The following is a 17,008-nucleotide window of genomic DNA, read 5'->3' as shown; positions in this document are numbered from 1 at the left end:
ACGAGGCGCCGCGGTCGAAAGGAGATACACCGGCCACGCGCGCCGCAGAGGCGAGCAAGTCCAATGGAAAGCCGGACAAGGCGCTGGGCCTGCACTTTCCGCCCACATGACTCACTTGATGCGCTTCACGCTGCTTGCACCCGACATCGTTGAAGCTATCCTCGATGGCAGCTACTGGCAGAAGGTGACACTCGCGCGCGTGCTGAACCCAGATCGAGTGGGCAGAAAAGTCACGCTGACGGGCCTCCGTGTCTTAAATCAGACAAGGGGTGGACGACCGCTTTGCGCCCTTATTTCGGACGTTCGTGAGCTAGATCAAACTCCCCGATAACCGCCATTCAATAGAAAAGATCAAAGGTCCAATTAGGGCGGGAAGCGTTCGTTTGCTGCGGTGCAAACGAACGGCCAACAGGGTCGAAAGGTGACTTTCGGCTTATTTTGGCACATCGAAAGGCTGCGAAGGGCTGTTTCCTTCGGAGTTCGTCAGCGGCGCTTCTACTGGATCGCTGACAGCCGCGGGAAAGATGGTTCGTTTGCTGAGTTCGTCGAGTGAGAGTTAACAGGCGAACTGCCAATCGGACATTGTCCAAGCGAGTTGAAAGATAAATCGACGATCAGGGATTGTGCCGTGCGAGCAAAGATGGATAGCTTGTACTTTGAAGGGAAGCGCATCAACCCATGTCCATCAAGGCTCAGCTTTATCATCTTACCCACTACAAATATGACCGTCCGGTCACGCTTCAGCCGCAGATCATCCGGCTGAGACCGGCACCGCATGGCCGGACCAGGGTCATTTCGCATTCGCTCAAGATCTCGCCCTCTGGATATTTCGTCAATCACCAGCAAGACCCGTACGGAAACTGGCTTGCCCGCTTCGTCTTTCCCGATCCCGTCACGGAACTGAAGATCGAAGTCGACCTTGTTGCCGACATGACGGTCTACAATCCTTTCGATTTCTTTGTCGAGGAAGCCGCGCAGGAATGGCCTTTCGCATATTCGGATGAAATGCTGCAGGATCTCTCGATCTATCGAACTCCTGCATCGTTGACGCCACAGCTTTCTGCGCTTTTGGAAACCATTGATCGCTCACCGAAGGGAACGGTCGATTTCATCGTCGATCTCAATCGGAGGATTTCGGAGAAGGTCGAGTATCTCATTCGCATGGAGCCGGGAGTCCAGACACCTGAAGAAACGCTGGAAAAAGGTTCAGGCTCCTGCCGTGACTCGTCGTGGCTCCTGGTCGAGGTACTAAGAAACCTTGGCTTCGCTACGCGTTTTGTGTCCGGTTATCTCATACAACTGAAACCGGATCTGGTTGCGCTCGATGGTCCGCCGGGCACGGACCACGATTTCACCGATCTGCACGCCTGGGCGGAAGTCTACCTGCCGGGTGCAGGCTGGATTGGTCTTGATCCGACATCCGGCCTGCTGACCGGCGAAAGCCACATACCTCTTGCTGCCACGCCACATTTTGCCAATGCTGCACCCATATCGGGCGGCTACTCCTCGGCCGGAGCGCCGCAGGTCGAATTCTCCTTCGACATGCATGTAACGCGGGTCTCAGAGCATCCCCGCATCACCAAACCATTCCCTGAAGATTCCTGGAAGGCACTCGATGCACTTGGCGACAAGATTGACAAGGCGTTGGAAGAGGGCGATGTGCGCCTAACCATGGGTGGCGAGCCGACCTTCGTCTCGATCGACGATTTCGAATCCGAAGAATGGAACACTGCAGCAGTCGGTCCGCAGAAGCGCGGTCTTGCCGATACGCTGATCCGTCGCCTGCGCGGACGTTTCGCGCCGGGTGGTTTGCTGCATTACGGCCAGGGGAAATGGTATCCCGGCGAAACCCTGCCGCGCTGGACCTTCTCTCTGTTCTGGCGCCGCGACGGTAAACCGGTCTGGAAGAATGCCTCCTTGATTGCCGGTGAGCACGAAGATGGAAAGGTCGACGCCGCCGATGCCGCGCGGCTTCTAACGACTATTGCAGAAACGCTCGCGGTCAATACGCAAAACGTGGTTCCGGCATTCGAAGATCCTGCGGAGTGGATTCTCAAGGAAGCAAACCTGCCGGAAAACGTGACACCCGCAAACTCGAAACTGAAAGATCGCGAAGAGCGACATCGCATCGCGAAGGTGTTCGAACGCGGCCTGACAACGCCTTCGGGCTATGTCTTGCCGGTTCAGCGCTGGCAGTCGAAATCCGTCGAAAGCAGGCGCTGGCGCTCCGAGCACTGGAAACCAAAGCGAGGCCATGTCTTTCTGGTGCCGGGAGACAGCCCGGTCGGTTACCGCCTTCCATTGGGATCGTTACCCTATATTCCGCCGTCGCAATACCCTTACGTGAACATCGCCGATCCAACGGAAGAGAAGGGCGAACTCCCGGATACCGAGATAGAGGAAGGCAAGGAAGAATCCGCATCGGATGACAAGCCGCATCCACAGGAACGCGCGAGTTTCACGCCAGGTGGCGATGTACAGAATGTCATCGAGCAGGAATTGGGCAACGTCAACGATCAGGTACGAACGGCCATTGCCGTGGAGCCACGCGATGGTCGCCTTTGCGTTTTCATTCCGCCGGTTGAGCGGGTCGAAGACTATCTGGAACTGCTTGCCGCCGTTGAGCACGCTGCAGAGAAAGAGAAACTGCGCGTTCATATTGAAGGTTATGCGCCGCCGCATGACCCTCGCATGAACGTTATCCGTGTCGCACCTGATCCGGGCGTGATCGAGGTGAATATCCATCCAGCTTCGAGTTGGCAGGAATGCGTCTCGATCACAGAGGGCGTGTATGAAGAAGCACGCCAGTCGCGGCTCGGCGCAGACAAGTTCATGATCGATGGCAGGCACACCGGTACCGGCGGTGGCAACCATGTCGTGGTCGGCGGTGCCACGCCGATGGATTCGCCCTTTCTGCGCCGGCCCGATCTACTGCGCTCGCTTATCCTGCACTGGCAGCGTCATCCTAGCCTTTCCTATCTTTTCTCCGGCCTGTTCATCGGCCCGACCAGTCAGGCGCCGCGTATCGACGAAGCGCGTCATGACAGTCTTTACGAACTCGAAATCGCGTTGGCACAAATTCCGCACCCCTCCGAGGGCGAACCTCCGCTGCCCTGGCTAACCGACAGGCTGCTGCGAAACCTTCTGACCGACGTGACTGGCAACACGCACCGCTCCGAGATTTGTATCGACAAGCTTTATTCTCCGGATGGACCAACCGGGCGTCTTGGCCTTGTCGAGTTTCGCGGTTTCGAAATGCCGCCCGATCCGCTGATGAGCCTTGCCCAGCAATTGATGCTCCGCGCGTTGATAGCCCGCTTCTGGAAGTCGCCTGCAACCGGTAACTTTACGCGCTGGGGCACCACGCTGCTCGACCGGTTCATGCTGCCGCATTACGTCTGGGAAGACTTCATGGACGTTCTCGACGATCTCAAGACGCATGGTTTCGCCATGCGGCCGGAATGGTACGAGGCGCAGGCGGAGTTTCGCTTTCCCTTCTGCGGCGAAGTTGACTATGAGGGTGTCCACCTTGAACTGCACCAGGCTTTGGAACCTTGGCACGTGCTGGGCGAAACGGGGGCTATCGGCGGTACGGCACGCTACACTGACAGTTCGACCGAACGATTGCAGGTAAAGCTGACAGCTGCTGATACTGAGCGGTATGTCGTGACCTGCAACAACCGCACCGTACCGCTAACGAAAACTGGCACGAATTCGGTTTCAGTCGGTGGCGTTCGATACAAGGCATGGCAGCCTGCCATGGCATTGCACCCGGTCATTCCCGTTCAGGCACCGCTGACCTTCGACATTTTCGATAGCTGGACGAAGCACGTGATTGGCGGTTGTGTTTATCACGTCGCGCACCCCGGTGGCCGCAATTATGAGACTTTTCCGGTCAATGCTAACGAGGCAGAGGCTAGGCGTCTCGCCCGTTTTGAGCATTCCGGCCACACGCCGGATGCCGACATGCCCACAAGCGAGCGCATGCATCCGGAGTTTCCGTTGACCCTTGATCTGCGGCGCATGGCGGGCATTTGATGATGCAGGCAAGCGAAGCCTTGTCCGATCTGGATCTTGCACATCTCCTGGGAAACTACCGGCTTTTGCCGGGCATAGCGGATGAGCTACTGGATGCGAACGGAAATGTGCGTCCGGTCTGGACGTCCTTGCTCCGCCATCTTGCATCGCTGGATAAGGAAAGTCTCGATCTCGCGCTCGCACGTGCGAACCAATATCTCAAGGATGGCGGGGTCTATTTCCGGCACTATGACCGCAAGACATCGGTCGAGAAGGAATGGCCGCTCAGCCATATACCGCTCTTGATCGAGAAAACGGAATGGGACTGGATTGCTACGGCACTATATGCGCGGGCCGATCTGCTTGAGCAGATGATGGCGGATATCTACGGACCAAACCACCTGGTCGATGAGGGGTACCTGCCAGCAGAAATCCTGACTGCCAATCCGGAATGGTTGCGCCCGGCAGTCGGTATCGAGCCGCGTGGCGGATATTTTCTCCATCACATCGCCTTCGATATCGGTCGAGGGCCGGATGGCAAATGGTGGGTTCTTGGTGATCGTACGCAGGCGCCCTCAGGCGCCGGGTTCGCTCTTGAAACCCGCATGGCTACCAGCCGCGGCTTCTCGCAATTCATGAACGAGACCAATGTTATGCGACTAGCGGGATTCTTCCGTCAATTCCGCGACGCCATGCAAAACTTGTGCGGTGGTGATGCACGTGTCGGCATTCTGACACCGGGTCCGCTGAACGACACCTATTTCGAACACGCCTATGTTGCGCGGTACCTTGGTCTTCCGCTGCTGCAGGGCAGCGATTTGACAGTTAGAGATGGCCAGCTGCTTATGCGTACGGTGAGCGGTCTGATGCCCGTCGATGTGCTGTGGCGCCGGTTGGATTCAGAATGGCTCGATCCTCTCGAACTGCAAGCGAATTCCTTCATCGGCACGCCGGGCCTGCTGGAGGCGTTACGAGCAAAGTCAGTCACCCTGATAAACGCGCCGGGGACGGGCGTTCTGGAAAGCCGGGCAATGATGGCATTCACGCCACGCATAGCAGAGTTTTTGACCGGCAATCAGCTAGCCATGCCGAACATTGCAACTTGGTGGAGCGGCACTGACGAAGCGCGTGAATATGTAATTGGAAACCACGAGCGCATGACGATCGACGATGCGATGTCCACGCGCTTGCCGTTCGATCATGGTGACAGCGTTGTCATCGCAGGAAAGACAGTAGATGGCTCCCCAGTGAACCCGGATTGGATACGCCAGAATGGCGCAGGTCTGGCGGCACAGGAAATCCTGTCGCTTTCTACCACGCCTGCACTGATTGAAGGCAAGCTGGTCGCCCGCCCGATGAGCCTGCGGGTTTTCATGGTGCGCACGCCAGATGGATGGAGTGTCATGCCGGGCGGGTTTGCGCGTATCGGCGGGTCTGGAGTTAGCACAGACATAGCAATGCAGCGTGGCGGCTCTGTCTGTGATGTCTGGGTCGTTTCCGATCAGGTCGAGCAACAGGATACACTGTTGACAAGATCGGAAACCGGTTACCGGCGTTCCGAACTCGGCGCCTTGCCTTCGACCGCTGCCGACAATCTTCTCTGGCTTGGTCGTTACGTCGAGCGGGCAGAAGACCAGATACGCCTGCTGCGGGCCTATCACCTCCGTATTGCAGAGACCGGTTCAGAGGACTATCCGTTGGCCAGCAGCATAGCCAGCCAGCTTGAATTCATCGGCGTTGAACCGGAAGAGCCCATCCCTGCGGGCTTGATCGCCGATCTTGAAGCGACGTTGAAAAGCGCGGGCAACGTGCGCGACCGCTTTTCGATAGATGGCTGGAATGCATTGGTCGACCTGATGCACACGGCTCGGGAGTTTCAGACACGGGTCACTGCAGGAGACGATGCTGGCCGGGCCTACAGTGTGTTGTTGCGCAAGATTTCGGGCTTCACAGGTCTTGTTCACGAGAACATGTACCACTTTCTCGGCTGGCGTTTTCTTTCCATTGGCAGGGCAATCGAGCGAGCGCTTGCTATGCTGAGATTGCTGGGCGATTGCACTCAGGATGACGCGCCAATTGGTTCGCTCGAATTGGCAATCGAGGTCGGAGACTCGGTTATGACACATCGCCGCCGCTACACGGTGTCGACAGACCGCGACACTGTGGTCGACCTGCTCCTATTGGACGAGATGAATCCGCGTTCCGTGCATTACCAGTTCCGGGCGTTGCACGAGCACGCATCATACTTGCCGCATCTCGACAGCCGCCGTATGACAGAGTTTCAGGTCCGCACGACCGAACTCGTCACGTCGCTCTCCACAGTCACCGCAGAAGACATATCCCTGGAACGGATTCTGGATTTGGGCACCGAGACCGGAGAGCTGAACGAACTTATTTCGCAAACCTACCTGCGTTGACTATGCTTTACGACATCAAGCTGACCATCGGATACCAATACGAAACCGCAGCAAATGGCGGACGTCATCTGCTGCGCATGGTGCCGCGTACGATTGATGGCGTCCAGCGCGTCGTGCTGTCCAATCTCGATTGCGAGCCAACACCAGCAGAGCGCATCGACCGGACAGATTTTTTCGGCAATGCAACGATCGCGCTTCGCTTTGATGATCCTATGGAGATGGAAAACTTTCACATGCGCGCGCGTGTCGAGCGCTTTCCAGCTACTGTAAAGGCGGACAATTCACCAGTGCTCTCGCAGCTCAAAGACGAGTTGCATGAATTAAACTCCGTAGCACACGACAGCCCGCATCACTTTCTTGCATCTTCAACACTCGTAAAACCAGATACTGCGGTGACAGAATGGGCGCTCGCATTCTGCGAAGATACTGCTTCGGTGCGCTCTACTGCATGGCGGATTTGCAGTGGTTTGCACGAATGGATGAAATTCGATCCGGGAGCGACTTTCGTGGACACACCTCTCGCTGAAGCCTTTAAGGCGCGGCATGGGGTCTGTCAGGATTTCACCCACATCATGATCGCGGCACTGAGGGCATTGGGCATCCCGGCCGGCTATATTTCAGGTTTCCTCCGCACCATTCCACCTGAAGGTACCGAACGCCTGGAAGGCGCAGATGCCATGCATGCCTGGGTCAGGGTCTGGTGCGGCTTGCAAATCGGATGGGTGGAATTCGATCCGACCAACAACATGGAGGCAGGCGAAGATCACGTTATAGTCGCCTATGGCCGCGACTATTTCGATGTCGCACCAGTTATAGGCAATTTCCGGCTTTCGGGCAGTCAGCGCAGCAGCCAGTCGGTGGACATGATACCTTTGTAAACTAGCATCGAATTCTGTGGCGATTTGCACGTGCGGCGTATTGGGGCGACGCATGATTGAACACGAACTGCTTGACGTGAGGAACTTCCGGATTAGCCTAACGGCAGCAGGCCAAGGTGGTTGTTTCATCCCAAATGGAGATGGTGTCCCAGGACGTGGTGAAGCTGGCGACGTTTTGCCGATGGTGCGCCTCAACGGATTGGCTCTGCCGGGGCCCAGCACATGCCGCGCGATGAAGCCTCGCTGGTGGGAGAGCATCGCTCGAATAGCGAGCGTAAATACTATCTCTCCAATCTGCCCGGCGACACCCCGATCAAGGCTCTCGCCGGCGCGATCAAGGCGCGCTGGGTCTGCGAACAAGCGCATCAGCAACTCAAGGAAGAACTGGGCCTCGATCACTTCGAAGGACGATCCTGGACCGGACTGCACCGCCATGCCTTGATGTCGATGATGGCCTACGCCTTCCTGCAGTCACGAAGGATCGCTCAGGCGGGGCGAAAAAAAGTATCATCGGTCCGCCTCCCCAACCCACCTTGCCGGCAGTGCGCCAGGCCATCCTTGACCGCCTGTCTCGATCACCGCCGGGGCATTGCCCTCACTGCGGATGTTGCCTCATCAGACATCCCAGTAAACTTCTGCCAAAGTAGTGCTAGGCTCAGTGTCCGCGATCAGGTGCTTGGGCGCACAACTTCTTAGATAGAGCCGGGTCAGGCGATCATTGTCATGGACGGCTTGCACGTCGTCCAAGGTCTGATCCGTGTCGACCGCGCCTTTGAACCATTGCGCCAGAGTGGGCGCGTCCGTGGTGTCGCGCCAGTGCTCGGGTGACCACAGTTGCGAGCGGACAACCGATTTTGAGCAGTGCATGAAGACCTGCTCCACGGTCGCGACCAATACCAGCTCCGGCAACCGGCCGTTCACCGCGAAAGCCGTCCGCAGACTTTGGTCGCGGGCGATCCGCCCGGTCCCCGCGATGCGCAATGTCTCGGTGTGGTCGGGGATGAGGAAGAACAGCCCAAGCCGCGGGTCGGCGATCAGGTTCTCGAACGTATCGAGCCGGTGGTCGCCCAGCCGGTCCGGAATGATGAGTGTCTTGTCGTCATGGACTTGCACAAATCCCCGGGCGTCACCCTTCGGCGAAATGTCGTGGCGTCCATCGGCCCCGACACTCGAGATCACGAGATAGGGTGTCCGAGCGATGAACGCGCGGGCAACGTCGTTCAGCCGGTCGAGATCCTTCCTGCTGGCATTGCCAGGCCACCTCGGCAGTATGGCGCGAAGGTCCTCCTCAGTGGCGATGGGCTCCTCGATATCCAGGGCCATGGCATCTCCTCGTTTCGCCGCGATGGTGAAAATGTGAACCGGCGGGACGATCATCAACCGGACCACGCGGCCAGACAGGACCGCGGGCACATCCGGCACCGCGTCATCGACCCGGGCCGGACGCGCCATTGGTATCAGGCTGTGGTCACTGCACAACCCGGAATACCTGCCAATGAGTCGAGCCCGAGACGATCACCTCGCTCATCTTCTTGCCCCAATCGGCGTGCATCTTCACCTGGGCGATCTTGCTGAAGAAGTCGTCGAGTTCCTTGAGGTCCTCGATTTCGAACTCGTCCTGGATCAGCGCTTCCTTGGCGCCGACCGACCCGGTGACCGTGCGCAGCCGTGTCGCCTCCATCCCGATCTGGGCACCGATCTGCTCCTGCCATTCCTTCAAAAGCGCGAGGGCCTCGGCCTTCATCCCGAACTTCGCTTCGCAGCTCCATCTCGCAATCATCATGGTTCTTCTCCTGGGTAGTGATGACCGTTATGCGGATCGCCCGCTGGATCAGCGGCCGATGGCGGATGCCGGGTCCATAACGCGATCAACCGGATGGATTGCGGTTATCGGGATGCCGCTGATTTCGGAGTGTTTCCGGATCGCGGCCTCGTCATCCGCTAGGTAGACGCAGAATATCTTGTCGCCGGCGACGTGGCTTTGCTGCCATTGCACGGTCGGGGCGAGTTGGGCCAGGGCAGCGTTCGAATTCTGCGCCGCCGCCATGGCTTCGGCATCCGTCATGTCCCCGGCACCGGGGATGTCCCGTTCGATCACGTATTTCTTCATGGTATCCTCCACGTCTGCCGCCGACCGTCGGCGGCATCTGTGGCTATCATCGGGAATCGCACCGCACCCCATCCAGTCCAGATATCGAACTGGTTAGGTCATCCCGGCCTGCTAGGCTGCGGTGGAACCAGATAGGAGACATGCGATGGACCGTCGCCCCCGATACGGACAATATTGCCCGCTTTCCATGGCGGCGGAGATCCTCGGGACCCGCTGGACGCTGTTGCTGTTGCGGGAACTACTGGAAGGCTCGACGCAGTTCAACGACATCTCGCGGGGGGTTCCGCTCATGTCGCGCAGCATGCTCTCGCAGCGCCTGAAAGAGCTAGAGACCGCGGGGCTCGTGACACGTCAGGCCGAAGGGCGCGGCAAGCCCACCCACTACCGGCTGACCGAGGCGGGGCGGTCCCTCGGGCCCATCGTGCGCGGCGTAGCGGAGTGGGGCCAGGAATGGATCGACACCGAGCCGTCGCTCGAAGATGTCGATACCGATTTCCTGATGTGGGACGTGCGCCGCAACTTGCGTCTACCGGGCGACCTGCCTGACCGCTTCGTCCTGCACTTTCACTTCCCCGACGGTCCCGACGGCAAGACAGATCACTGGCTGGTCGTCGAAGGCGGCGACATCGACGTGTGCTACATCGACCCCGGCCACGAGATCGATGTCCGCGTCGAGGCGGGCGTGCGAGACTTTACCCGGGTCTGGATGGGATGGCTTCCGATCAGGCGGGCCCTGGACGAGGGCCGCTTGCACGTGGATGGACCGCCTCGGTTCACCCGGGACGTGGCTCGATGGTTGGGGCTGAGTTCGGTTTCCAAGATCGCAAAACGCCCGCCCGAGGTGCGGGTCATGCGTGTGGATTGAGCCGGGTTCGGCCAAAGGCCTCGGGGTGCATGGCCGAGGGTTCAGAGCACACCGAGTCGCCCCGCGCCTTCCGCTGGAAGCGCAAATTGAAGGCTATCGAGTTCGCCACCATCGCCGAGATGGCGAAACAGGAGGGCATCGCGCCCTCGCACATGACCCGCGTCCTGCGCCTGACCCTGCTCGCGCCCGACATTGTCGAGGCGATCCTCGATGTGAAGCAGGGGCCGAAGGTGCCTCTCGCACAGGTGCTGGAGCGGTTCCTGATGGAATGGGAGCGGCAGGCGGTCCACTTCGAGAGTGTTGGCTGAAGCGGCCGTTCGCGATTGGTGCGGCGATCGGCCGGAGCGAGCCCGCGGGGGACATGACTGCGAATTGCCCACTGGCCCAGCATGACCACAGTCGCGTTCGATCAAGATCACCGCCGCCCGCACACTGTCACAAACTCACCCGGGATGCGGTAGCCGCCATCGCGGGATCTGAACGCCTCGACGGACGCGAGGAACTCATTGCTGACTTCCCGCCACACAGCATGATCGAAACGTTTCACCGCGAGAGCGACAGGACCGCCAAGCAGAACGGCATTCACGACGTCCTTTTCGGACGCAAACATAAGCGTTTCCGAATGCCGATGCTCCTGAACTTCCTCAAGTCCGGCCGTTTCGAAAATCTCCTTCAATGCCCCGGGCGCGCCCGTCCCGAAAAACATTGGACAGACCTCGGAGGCGACACGGGCATCGACGATGGGAAAGACATCAGCCCAGCCGCAGTTCCGGCGCTCACCCCAAACCGTTGCGGCAACGATACCGCCTCGTTTGACGACCCGCGCCATCTCGCGGACCGCCTTGGCCGGGTCAGGCGTGTACATCAGCCCAAGCGCGGCTACGGCGACGTCGTATGAATTGTCGGGCACATCCAGTTCTTCTGCCGCCATTCGTACAGCTTCGACATTCGAGAACGGCAGCCGCTTTAGGCGCACTTCGAGGCTATCAATCATACCCTGCGAGATGTCGGTCGCCAGTACGCGACCTTGGGGACCGAGCATTTCGGCGAGGCGCAGGGTGATGAGACCGCTTCCGCAGGCCGTCTCAATGACCCGCTGGCCGGCGACGATGCCCACGATTTGTATAAGTCGATCATGAGCGGGTCGCAGCTGGGCTTCCCAACCCGTATGATAGTGGACGGCCGCTGCGTCCCAACCATAACGCTGGACGCGAAGTTGCAGGCGGGCGTCCATCACGCAACCGCCTGAGAGACCGAGATCTTCGTCCGCACCGGCTGTGCGTCCCTGAATGCCAGGAACCACGGGTCTCCGGAGAGAGCACGATCAAGCATCTCTTCCAGGAGGTGTTCGGGTTCGGAGCTCGTGACTTGGATGGCAATGCGGGTCTCGCTTGGGACAGGCCTTGCCCCGTCCATCGCGAGCACCCCGCGATTGTCCCAGTCCTGTTCAATCCCTACCTGCACGGTCTCGATATGAATGTCTTCTCGAGCGGCGGTCATCTTGATCCCGATCGCGAGGCAGCCGCAAATCGCAGCGCGACCATAGAATCCGGGCGGCAAACCTTCTTCACTGCCACCGATCGCCCGTGGCATGTCGATTGCCAGGCGATGGTCATCCTGCTCGTAGAAGCAGGTCAGACCATCGCGGACCTCGGCAATGCCCCGGTTGACGACTTGCGCACTCTCGGGCCGTTTTGAGAATACTTCGATGGCGCGCAACTGCCCATCTCGTGCATGAGTGTTCTTGTCCATCGCCGGTCCCTTCGCTGAAGTTGGCAATCCAGAGTGTCGGGCGGGCCGCCTGATGAAACGGCCCGACCAGATCGCGGCGACTAGCCCGCGGCCATCGCCTTTATGTCGTCGGCGCTTGGCGTGTTCCCGCCAATTCCCCACTGCCCGCTGCGAACTTCCTTCACGCGAACCCAGGTCACACCCCTCATGTTCTCACCCTCGACCTCCACCATCGCGTCGGTCACCTTCTCGATCATCAGCGCCTTTTGAGCGTCGTCGAACACGCCTTCGATCACTTCGATATCCACCAGTGGCATGTCTTGCCTCCTTTCTATGAAACTGTAGTGCGAGGAGGTTGGCATCGACGGCCTTGGCCGAACCAGTTCAGCAAATGGAGTAAACTCACTTCACTTTCTGAAGTAGACGGCTGCGAGGTCGGAGTGCTTATCTATCGGGGGAGGTCACATCATGCCAGATAGCAACTACCCAAGGTTCTGCCCGGTCGCTATGGCCGCCAGCCTTTTGGAGCCGCGCTGGACTATGCTCCTGCTTTGCGAAATGTGGTCCGGGTCGACCCGATTCAACGAAATCCAGAGGGGCGTGCCTGGCATGTCACCGGGATTACTCTCCAAGCGGCTGAAAGAGATGGAGGCAAACGGTCTGGTCGCGCGTCACGATGCGGGTGCAGGTGCACACACCGAATACCTCACCACTGTATTGGCCGACGAACTGAAGCCCCTGATCTTCGCACTTGGCGAATGGGCCCACCGGAATATCGACTGCGACGTGTCTCTCCAAGATCTCGATGCCCGCCTATTGATGTGGAAGATCCGCGGCAAGATAGATCAATTGCAGCTGCCCAAGCGCCGAAGCACGATCCAGTTCATTCTCAAGGAGCCGTCCAACGAGACAGTAAACTACTGGATCGTGGCAAAGCCGGGAGAGGAAACGGACCTTTGCTATACGGACCCGAAGTACGAAGTCGATCTTTTTGTCGTTTGCGGGCTTCGAGATCTGACGTCCGCATGGATGGGTCATTCAACCTTCGAGGCCGAGATCGAGGCCGGGAGGATAACCCTGACAGGTCACGACCTAATGGGGCGGACACTGACCAAGTGGCTCATGCGAAGCAGCTTTGCGCCGGTCGCGAAAGGCGCGGTAGCCGACACGGATCGCATGATTGGTTAGAACCCTGATGCGGTGGCTGGTGTGCCTGTAGCGGTGCGCGACGCCATCTTCTCTTGCCCGACGTACGAAGAAACGCGCGTCTTGCGGTGGCCTCTTCGGGCGGAGTAGGCGGTTCTGCATGACAGATTCTTCTACCCGAGAAGGTCCGCATCGTCCGGGCCTGGTCGTTCGCGCGGCCCGCAGCGAACGACCGCAATGGTGAAATAGCGAGACAATGCGGGGGCAAAATGCCGGCCGCAGCAGACGCACGAGCGCCAGCGAACGTTCGATTTCTGTTCCATCTCGCCGAGTGCGACCGGCGTCAAAGTGTTCAGGTTTTCGATCTGAAAAGCAGCATAATCTCAACGCCTTGCGAAAAATTCACCAAATCTGCGCAGTCATGAGGTCTGGAGAATATCGGCCTAAGAGACCGTTTCCGTGCCTCCTCACGCCGGGAGCAGTGCAAAGCCACGCCCGCATAACCCTCGAATACAATGGAAAAATCCGGCCGCGCCCGGATCGGGAGAACGCTTTCGCTGGGGCAAGTGGCGGATGGGGTGGGATTCGAACCCACGGTACGCTCTCGCGCACGCCGGTTTTCAAGACCGGTGCCTTAAACCGCTCGGCCACCCATCCACGCGCTTCCCTATGAGCCAAGCCGCCGGCTATTTCAAGGGCTGGCGCGCGGTCATCTCATGATCTGCCCGGCCGCCGGTTGCGTAACCGACGTGACAAAGCTCCTGGAGGAAACGATGCACCATGTCATCCTGGCCGCCGCCGCTGTCTTCATCCTGTCCGTGCCGGTCTCCGCCAAACAGCTGTCCGGCCCCGAAATGCGCGATTTCGTGACCGGCGGAAAGGTGATGCTGGAAACCGGATTCGGCGACTTTCCGCTGCGCTACGATCCGGCAGGGCAGGTAACCGGCGATGGTTCGGCGCTCGGTCTTGCCCGCTTCTTTTCTCCGCGCGAAACAGGGCGCTGGTGGGTGGAGGAAAACCGCCTGTGCCAGAAATGGCCGAGCTGGTATCGCGGGAGGACATTCTGTTTTTCCATAGAGTTGACCGGAAACAATTCGTTCCGCTGGATCCGCGATGACGGGGATTCGGGGCAGGGCCGGCTGGTCCGGTAAGCGAATCGTCCCTGCCGCCATAATCTTGCCCCTATGCCGACACAATTGATTAATAGGCTACTAAATCTTTTCCGCTAGTATTCCGGATTGACGAGACCGGGAAAACCGGCGGAAAAGGGGCGAGGGTCAGGAGAGGGCAGTCACATGGTATCGGGCTTCAAGCGCTCACTTGCAATCTGCGCCGCAGGGACGGCGTTGATCGCGCTGGCTTCCTGTGGCGCACCGGGTGCGAAATTTTCCTACAAGTCCGCCCGTGCGCCGGAAGCTTCGGGGAAGGAATATTTTCCGGAAGGCAAATATGGCGTCAAAGCCAGTCCGCGCATCACCGAAAAGCGCTCGCGGCTCAAGCGGGGCGGTGGCCGCTCACAGGTCGGCAAGCCATACAAGGTGGCCGGCAAGTGGTATCATCCCAAAAAAGATCCGAACTACAGCAAGGTTGGCAAGGCAAGCTGGTACGGCGATGCCTTCCACGGCCGGCTGACGGCCAATGGCGAAATCTACGACATGACGCACCTGTCGGCGGCGCATCCGACAATGCCGCTGCCCAGCTATGCCCGCGTCACCAACATGGCGAATGGAGCGTCCGTCATCGTCCGGGTGAATGACCGCGGTCCATTCGCGCATAACCGCATCATCGACCTTTCGAGCAAGGCGGCCGATTTGCTCGACTACAAGAGCGACGGCGTGGCCACGGTGAAGGTCGACTATGTCGGACCGGCGCCGATCGATGGCGAGCGAACCGAAACGCTGATGGCTTCCTACAACCCGGGCAGGGCTACGCCTGCGACCGGCTTGTCAGGTGTCATGCTGGCCATGGCGGAGAGCGGGCGGACGCCGTCCGTCGTCGGCATCCGCCGTCCGGAAGGTGGCCTGCCGGGCGTCGCTTCGGTCAATGCCTATGCCGGCCAGGCATCCATGCCGGTGGGCTCTGTCGTTCCCGCTGCCTATGCACCGGCTGGAGGGCCGGTCTTTGTTCTTCCCGATACCGTGCCCGTGCCTACCGCGCGGCCGGGGACGACGCTGGCCGCCGGCGAGCCGGTAATGGCGCTCTCCTATGCCTCGCAGCGTGTCGCCGCGGCTGCCGATGCGTTTTCCCTGCACGACCTGAGCCGGGCATCCGAGGTCCAGTCGGTCAAGGCGGCACTGCAGCGTTCGGGCACGTCCGATGCCGGTCCCTCCATCTATGTCGGCACGTTCGGCAACCGCGCGGCGGCGCTGGCGGTCGCGAATGCCCTGAAGGCCCATGGGCGTGCGCAATTGCAGTCGTTCAGCGCAGCCGATGGCGGCTCGCATGTGCTCACCCTGCGGGTCGGGGAAGGTCAGGACCCGGATGCGGTGTTGCATGCGGCATGGGATGCGGGGGCAAGCGAGGCCTTTTTCATTCGCGACTGAAATTTCATTGTGATCGCCGGCCGATACGGTTGATTGTCTGCGCCACATCTTGCTAGCCTTTCGAGGGGCGCAATGAACCAGGGCGGACAAGACACAACCGATGAACATGCTAAAGGCGATCCATCGCACCATCCTGCTGGGATGGGCGGTTTTCTTTGTGAGCCTTGCGCCGGCCAATGCGCAGCTTTTCGAAACATCGGCCGATACGGCCTACATGATCGATGCCGGAACCGGGTCGATTCTCTTCGCGAAAAACGAGGAAAAGCCGGTTCCCCCGGCTTCGCTGGCCAAGCTTATGACCATGGAAGTGGTGTTTCATGCGCTCAGCATCGGCCGGCTGTCCATGGACGACACGTTCTATGTCTCCGAGAATGCCTGGCGAACCGGCGGGGCCGTTTCGGGCGGTTCGACCATGTTCGCGGAGGTGAAGTCCGAGATCCGGTTGGAGGATCTCATCCAGGCGGTCATCGTGCAGTCGGCCAATGACGGCTGCATCATCATCGCGGAAGGCATGGCGGGATCGGAGGAGAATTTCGCGCGGCTGATGACCGAGCGGGCCCGCAAGATCGGGCTGGAAAACTCGGTTTTCCGGAATTCGACGGGCCTGCCTGCCGAGGGGCAGGTTGTCACGATGAAGGATCTTGCCCGGCTGGCGCTCCATATCTGGAAAACCTATCCCCAATACTACCACTATTACAGCCAGACCGAGTTCACCTGGAACAAGATCCTCCAGCGCAACCGCAACCCGTTGCTGCGCATGGATATTGGCGCCGACGGCATGAAGACCGGCTTCACCGAGGAAAGCGGATACGCCATCGTCGGCTCGGTGAACCGCGAGGGGCGGCGGATCTTCGTCGCCATGTCGGGCATGAAGACCGACCGGCAGCGCGCGGAGGAGGCCCGCAAGATCCTTGATTGGGGCATCCGCGCCTTCGAGAGCAAGGAGATCTTCAAGGCCGGTGAGATCATCGGCGAGGCCGATCTGTATGGCGGCGCCAAGTCCGGCGTGGCCCTGCGGGCGGAAGGCGCGGTCTCCATCCTCGTTCCGATTACCAATCGCGACCGGCTGATCGCGCGCATCGTCTATGATGGTCCGGTTGACGTGCCGGTCGAGGAGGGCGCGCCCATCGGTGCCCTGAAGGTGTGGATCGGCGATACGCTGAGTCAGGAAACGCCACTCTTTGCCGCAGAAAGCGTTGGCAAGGGCACGCTTCAGCAGCGCGCCGTGGATGCCATCGAGGAATTGATGATCGGCTGGTTGCGCGGATAGCGGGCGGTTCGCATGGGTCTGATCCGCCGCG

At 59.6% G+C, this 17,008-nt stretch carries 15 protein-coding genes, 1 tRNA gene and 1 pseudogene; 10 read left to right on the top strand and 7 right to left on the bottom strand.

Annotated elements, in window-relative coordinates; genetic code table 11:
* Positions 1-678: 678 nt before the first annotated feature.
* The 4 genes and pseudogenes from R3D65_RS16950 to R3D65_RS16935 all read left to right on the top strand — a co-directional run.
* Positions 679-4,038, top strand: coding sequence for a DUF2126 domain-containing protein (locus R3D65_RS16950; RefSeq protein WP_371276442.1), 3,360 nt, complete (start codon positions 679-681; stop codon positions 4,036-4,038).
* Complete coding sequence (locus R3D65_RS16945) at positions 4,038-6,434, top strand: circularly permuted type 2 ATP-grasp protein (protein ID WP_371276441.1); 2,397 nt, start codon at positions 4,038-4,040, stop codon at positions 6,432-6,434. Before R3D65_RS16950 ends, R3D65_RS16945 begins: the two co-directional genes overlap by 1 nt.
* A gap of 2 nt (positions 6,435-6,436) precedes the next feature.
* Entirely contained in the window at positions 6,437-7,312 is an 876-nt protein-coding gene (locus R3D65_RS16940; RefSeq protein ID WP_371276440.1) for a transglutaminase domain-containing protein, read from the top strand.
* 171 nt (positions 7,313-7,483) lie between these two features.
* Positions 7,484-7,874 (top strand): annotated as a pseudogene (locus R3D65_RS16935) (IS701 family transposase); the annotation flags it as partial.
* Between the two features lie 53 nt (positions 7,875-7,927).
* Here R3D65_RS16935 and R3D65_RS16930 read toward each other — a convergent pair.
* The 3 genes from R3D65_RS16930 to R3D65_RS16920 are packed head-to-tail and all read right to left on the bottom strand — an operon-like array spanning position 7,928 to position 9,422.
* Positions 7,928-8,764 carry an MSMEG_1061 family FMN-dependent PPOX-type flavoprotein gene (locus R3D65_RS16930; protein ID WP_371276439.1) on the bottom strand — a complete coding sequence of 279 codons (837 nt, stop codon included), beginning with the start codon at positions 8,762-8,764 and terminating at the stop codon, positions 7,928-7,930.
* Positions 8,765-8,780: 16 nt separating this feature from the next.
* Entirely contained in the window at positions 8,781-9,095 is a 315-nt protein-coding gene (locus R3D65_RS16925) for a hypothetical protein (protein WP_371276438.1), read from the bottom strand.
* Between the two features lie 48 nt (positions 9,096-9,143).
* On the bottom strand, positions 9,144-9,422 hold the full coding sequence (locus R3D65_RS16920) for a DUF4242 domain-containing protein (protein ID WP_371276437.1): 279 nt from the start codon (positions 9,420-9,422) through the stop codon (positions 9,144-9,146).
* Positions 9,423-9,567: 145 nt separating this feature from the next.
* Between R3D65_RS16920 and R3D65_RS16915 the strand changes: the two genes are divergently transcribed.
* Both R3D65_RS16915 and R3D65_RS16910 read left to right on the top strand, forming a co-directional pair.
* Positions 9,568-10,287: a winged helix-turn-helix transcriptional regulator gene (locus R3D65_RS16915; protein WP_371276436.1), complete on the top strand. Its 720-nt coding sequence runs from the start codon at positions 9,568-9,570 to the stop codon at positions 10,285-10,287.
* 86 nt (positions 10,288-10,373) lie between these two features.
* Positions 10,374-10,595 (top strand): hypothetical protein, encoded by a 222-nt coding sequence (locus tag R3D65_RS16910; protein WP_371276435.1) that lies wholly within the window; start codon positions 10,374-10,376, stop codon positions 10,593-10,595.
* A gap of 107 nt (positions 10,596-10,702) precedes the next feature.
* Here R3D65_RS16910 and R3D65_RS16905 read toward each other — a convergent pair whose 3' ends face one another.
* From R3D65_RS16905 to R3D65_RS16895, 3 genes are all read right to left on the bottom strand, one after another.
* Positions 10,703-11,521 carry a class I SAM-dependent methyltransferase gene (locus R3D65_RS16905; protein WP_371276434.1) on the bottom strand — a complete coding sequence of 273 codons (819 nt, stop codon included), beginning with the start codon at positions 11,519-11,521 and terminating at the stop codon, positions 10,703-10,705.
* Positions 11,521-12,039 (bottom strand): OsmC family protein, encoded by a 519-nt coding sequence (locus R3D65_RS16900; protein WP_371276433.1) that lies wholly within the window; start codon positions 12,037-12,039, stop codon positions 11,521-11,523. The genes R3D65_RS16905 and R3D65_RS16900 overlap by 1 nt, the downstream gene beginning before the upstream one ends.
* Before the next feature lie 80 nt (positions 12,040-12,119).
* Positions 12,120-12,335, bottom strand: coding sequence for a 4-oxalocrotonate tautomerase family protein (locus R3D65_RS16895; protein ID WP_371276432.1), 216 nt, complete (start codon positions 12,333-12,335; stop codon positions 12,120-12,122).
* Between the two features lie 151 nt (positions 12,336-12,486).
* Between R3D65_RS16895 and R3D65_RS16890 the strand changes: the two genes are divergently transcribed.
* Complete coding sequence (locus tag R3D65_RS16890) at positions 12,487-13,206, top strand: winged helix-turn-helix transcriptional regulator (protein ID WP_371276431.1); 720 nt, start codon at positions 12,487-12,489, stop codon at positions 13,204-13,206.
* 525 nt (positions 13,207-13,731) lie between these two features.
* Here R3D65_RS16890 and R3D65_RS16885 read toward each other — a convergent pair.
* A tRNA-Ser gene (locus R3D65_RS16885) sits at positions 13,732-13,821 on the bottom strand.
* Between the two features lie 92 nt (positions 13,822-13,913).
* Here R3D65_RS16885 and R3D65_RS16880 point away from each other — a divergent pair.
* From R3D65_RS16880 to R3D65_RS16870, 3 genes are all read left to right on the top strand, one after another.
* Entirely contained in the window at positions 13,914-14,315 is a 402-nt protein-coding gene (locus R3D65_RS16880) for a hypothetical protein (RefSeq protein WP_371276430.1), read from the top strand.
* Positions 14,316-14,459: 144 nt separating this feature from the next.
* Complete coding sequence (locus R3D65_RS16875) at positions 14,460-15,707, top strand: septal ring lytic transglycosylase RlpA family protein (protein ID WP_371276429.1); 1,248 nt, start codon at positions 14,460-14,462, stop codon at positions 15,705-15,707.
* A gap of 106 nt (positions 15,708-15,813) precedes the next feature.
* Positions 15,814-16,977, top strand: coding sequence for a D-alanyl-D-alanine carboxypeptidase family protein (locus R3D65_RS16870; RefSeq protein ID WP_371276486.1), 1,164 nt, complete (start codon positions 15,814-15,816; stop codon positions 16,975-16,977).
* The last annotated feature ends 31 nt before the right edge of the window (positions 16,978-17,008 follow it).

This window comes from Zhengella sp. (assembly GCF_041397485.1).
In the GTDB taxonomy this organism is placed as follows: Bacteria; Pseudomonadota; Alphaproteobacteria; order Rhizobiales; family Rhizobiaceae; genus Zhengella.
The sequence above is the reverse complement of the archived record's forward strand: the minus strand, read 5'-3'. Positions and strand labels throughout refer to the sequence as shown.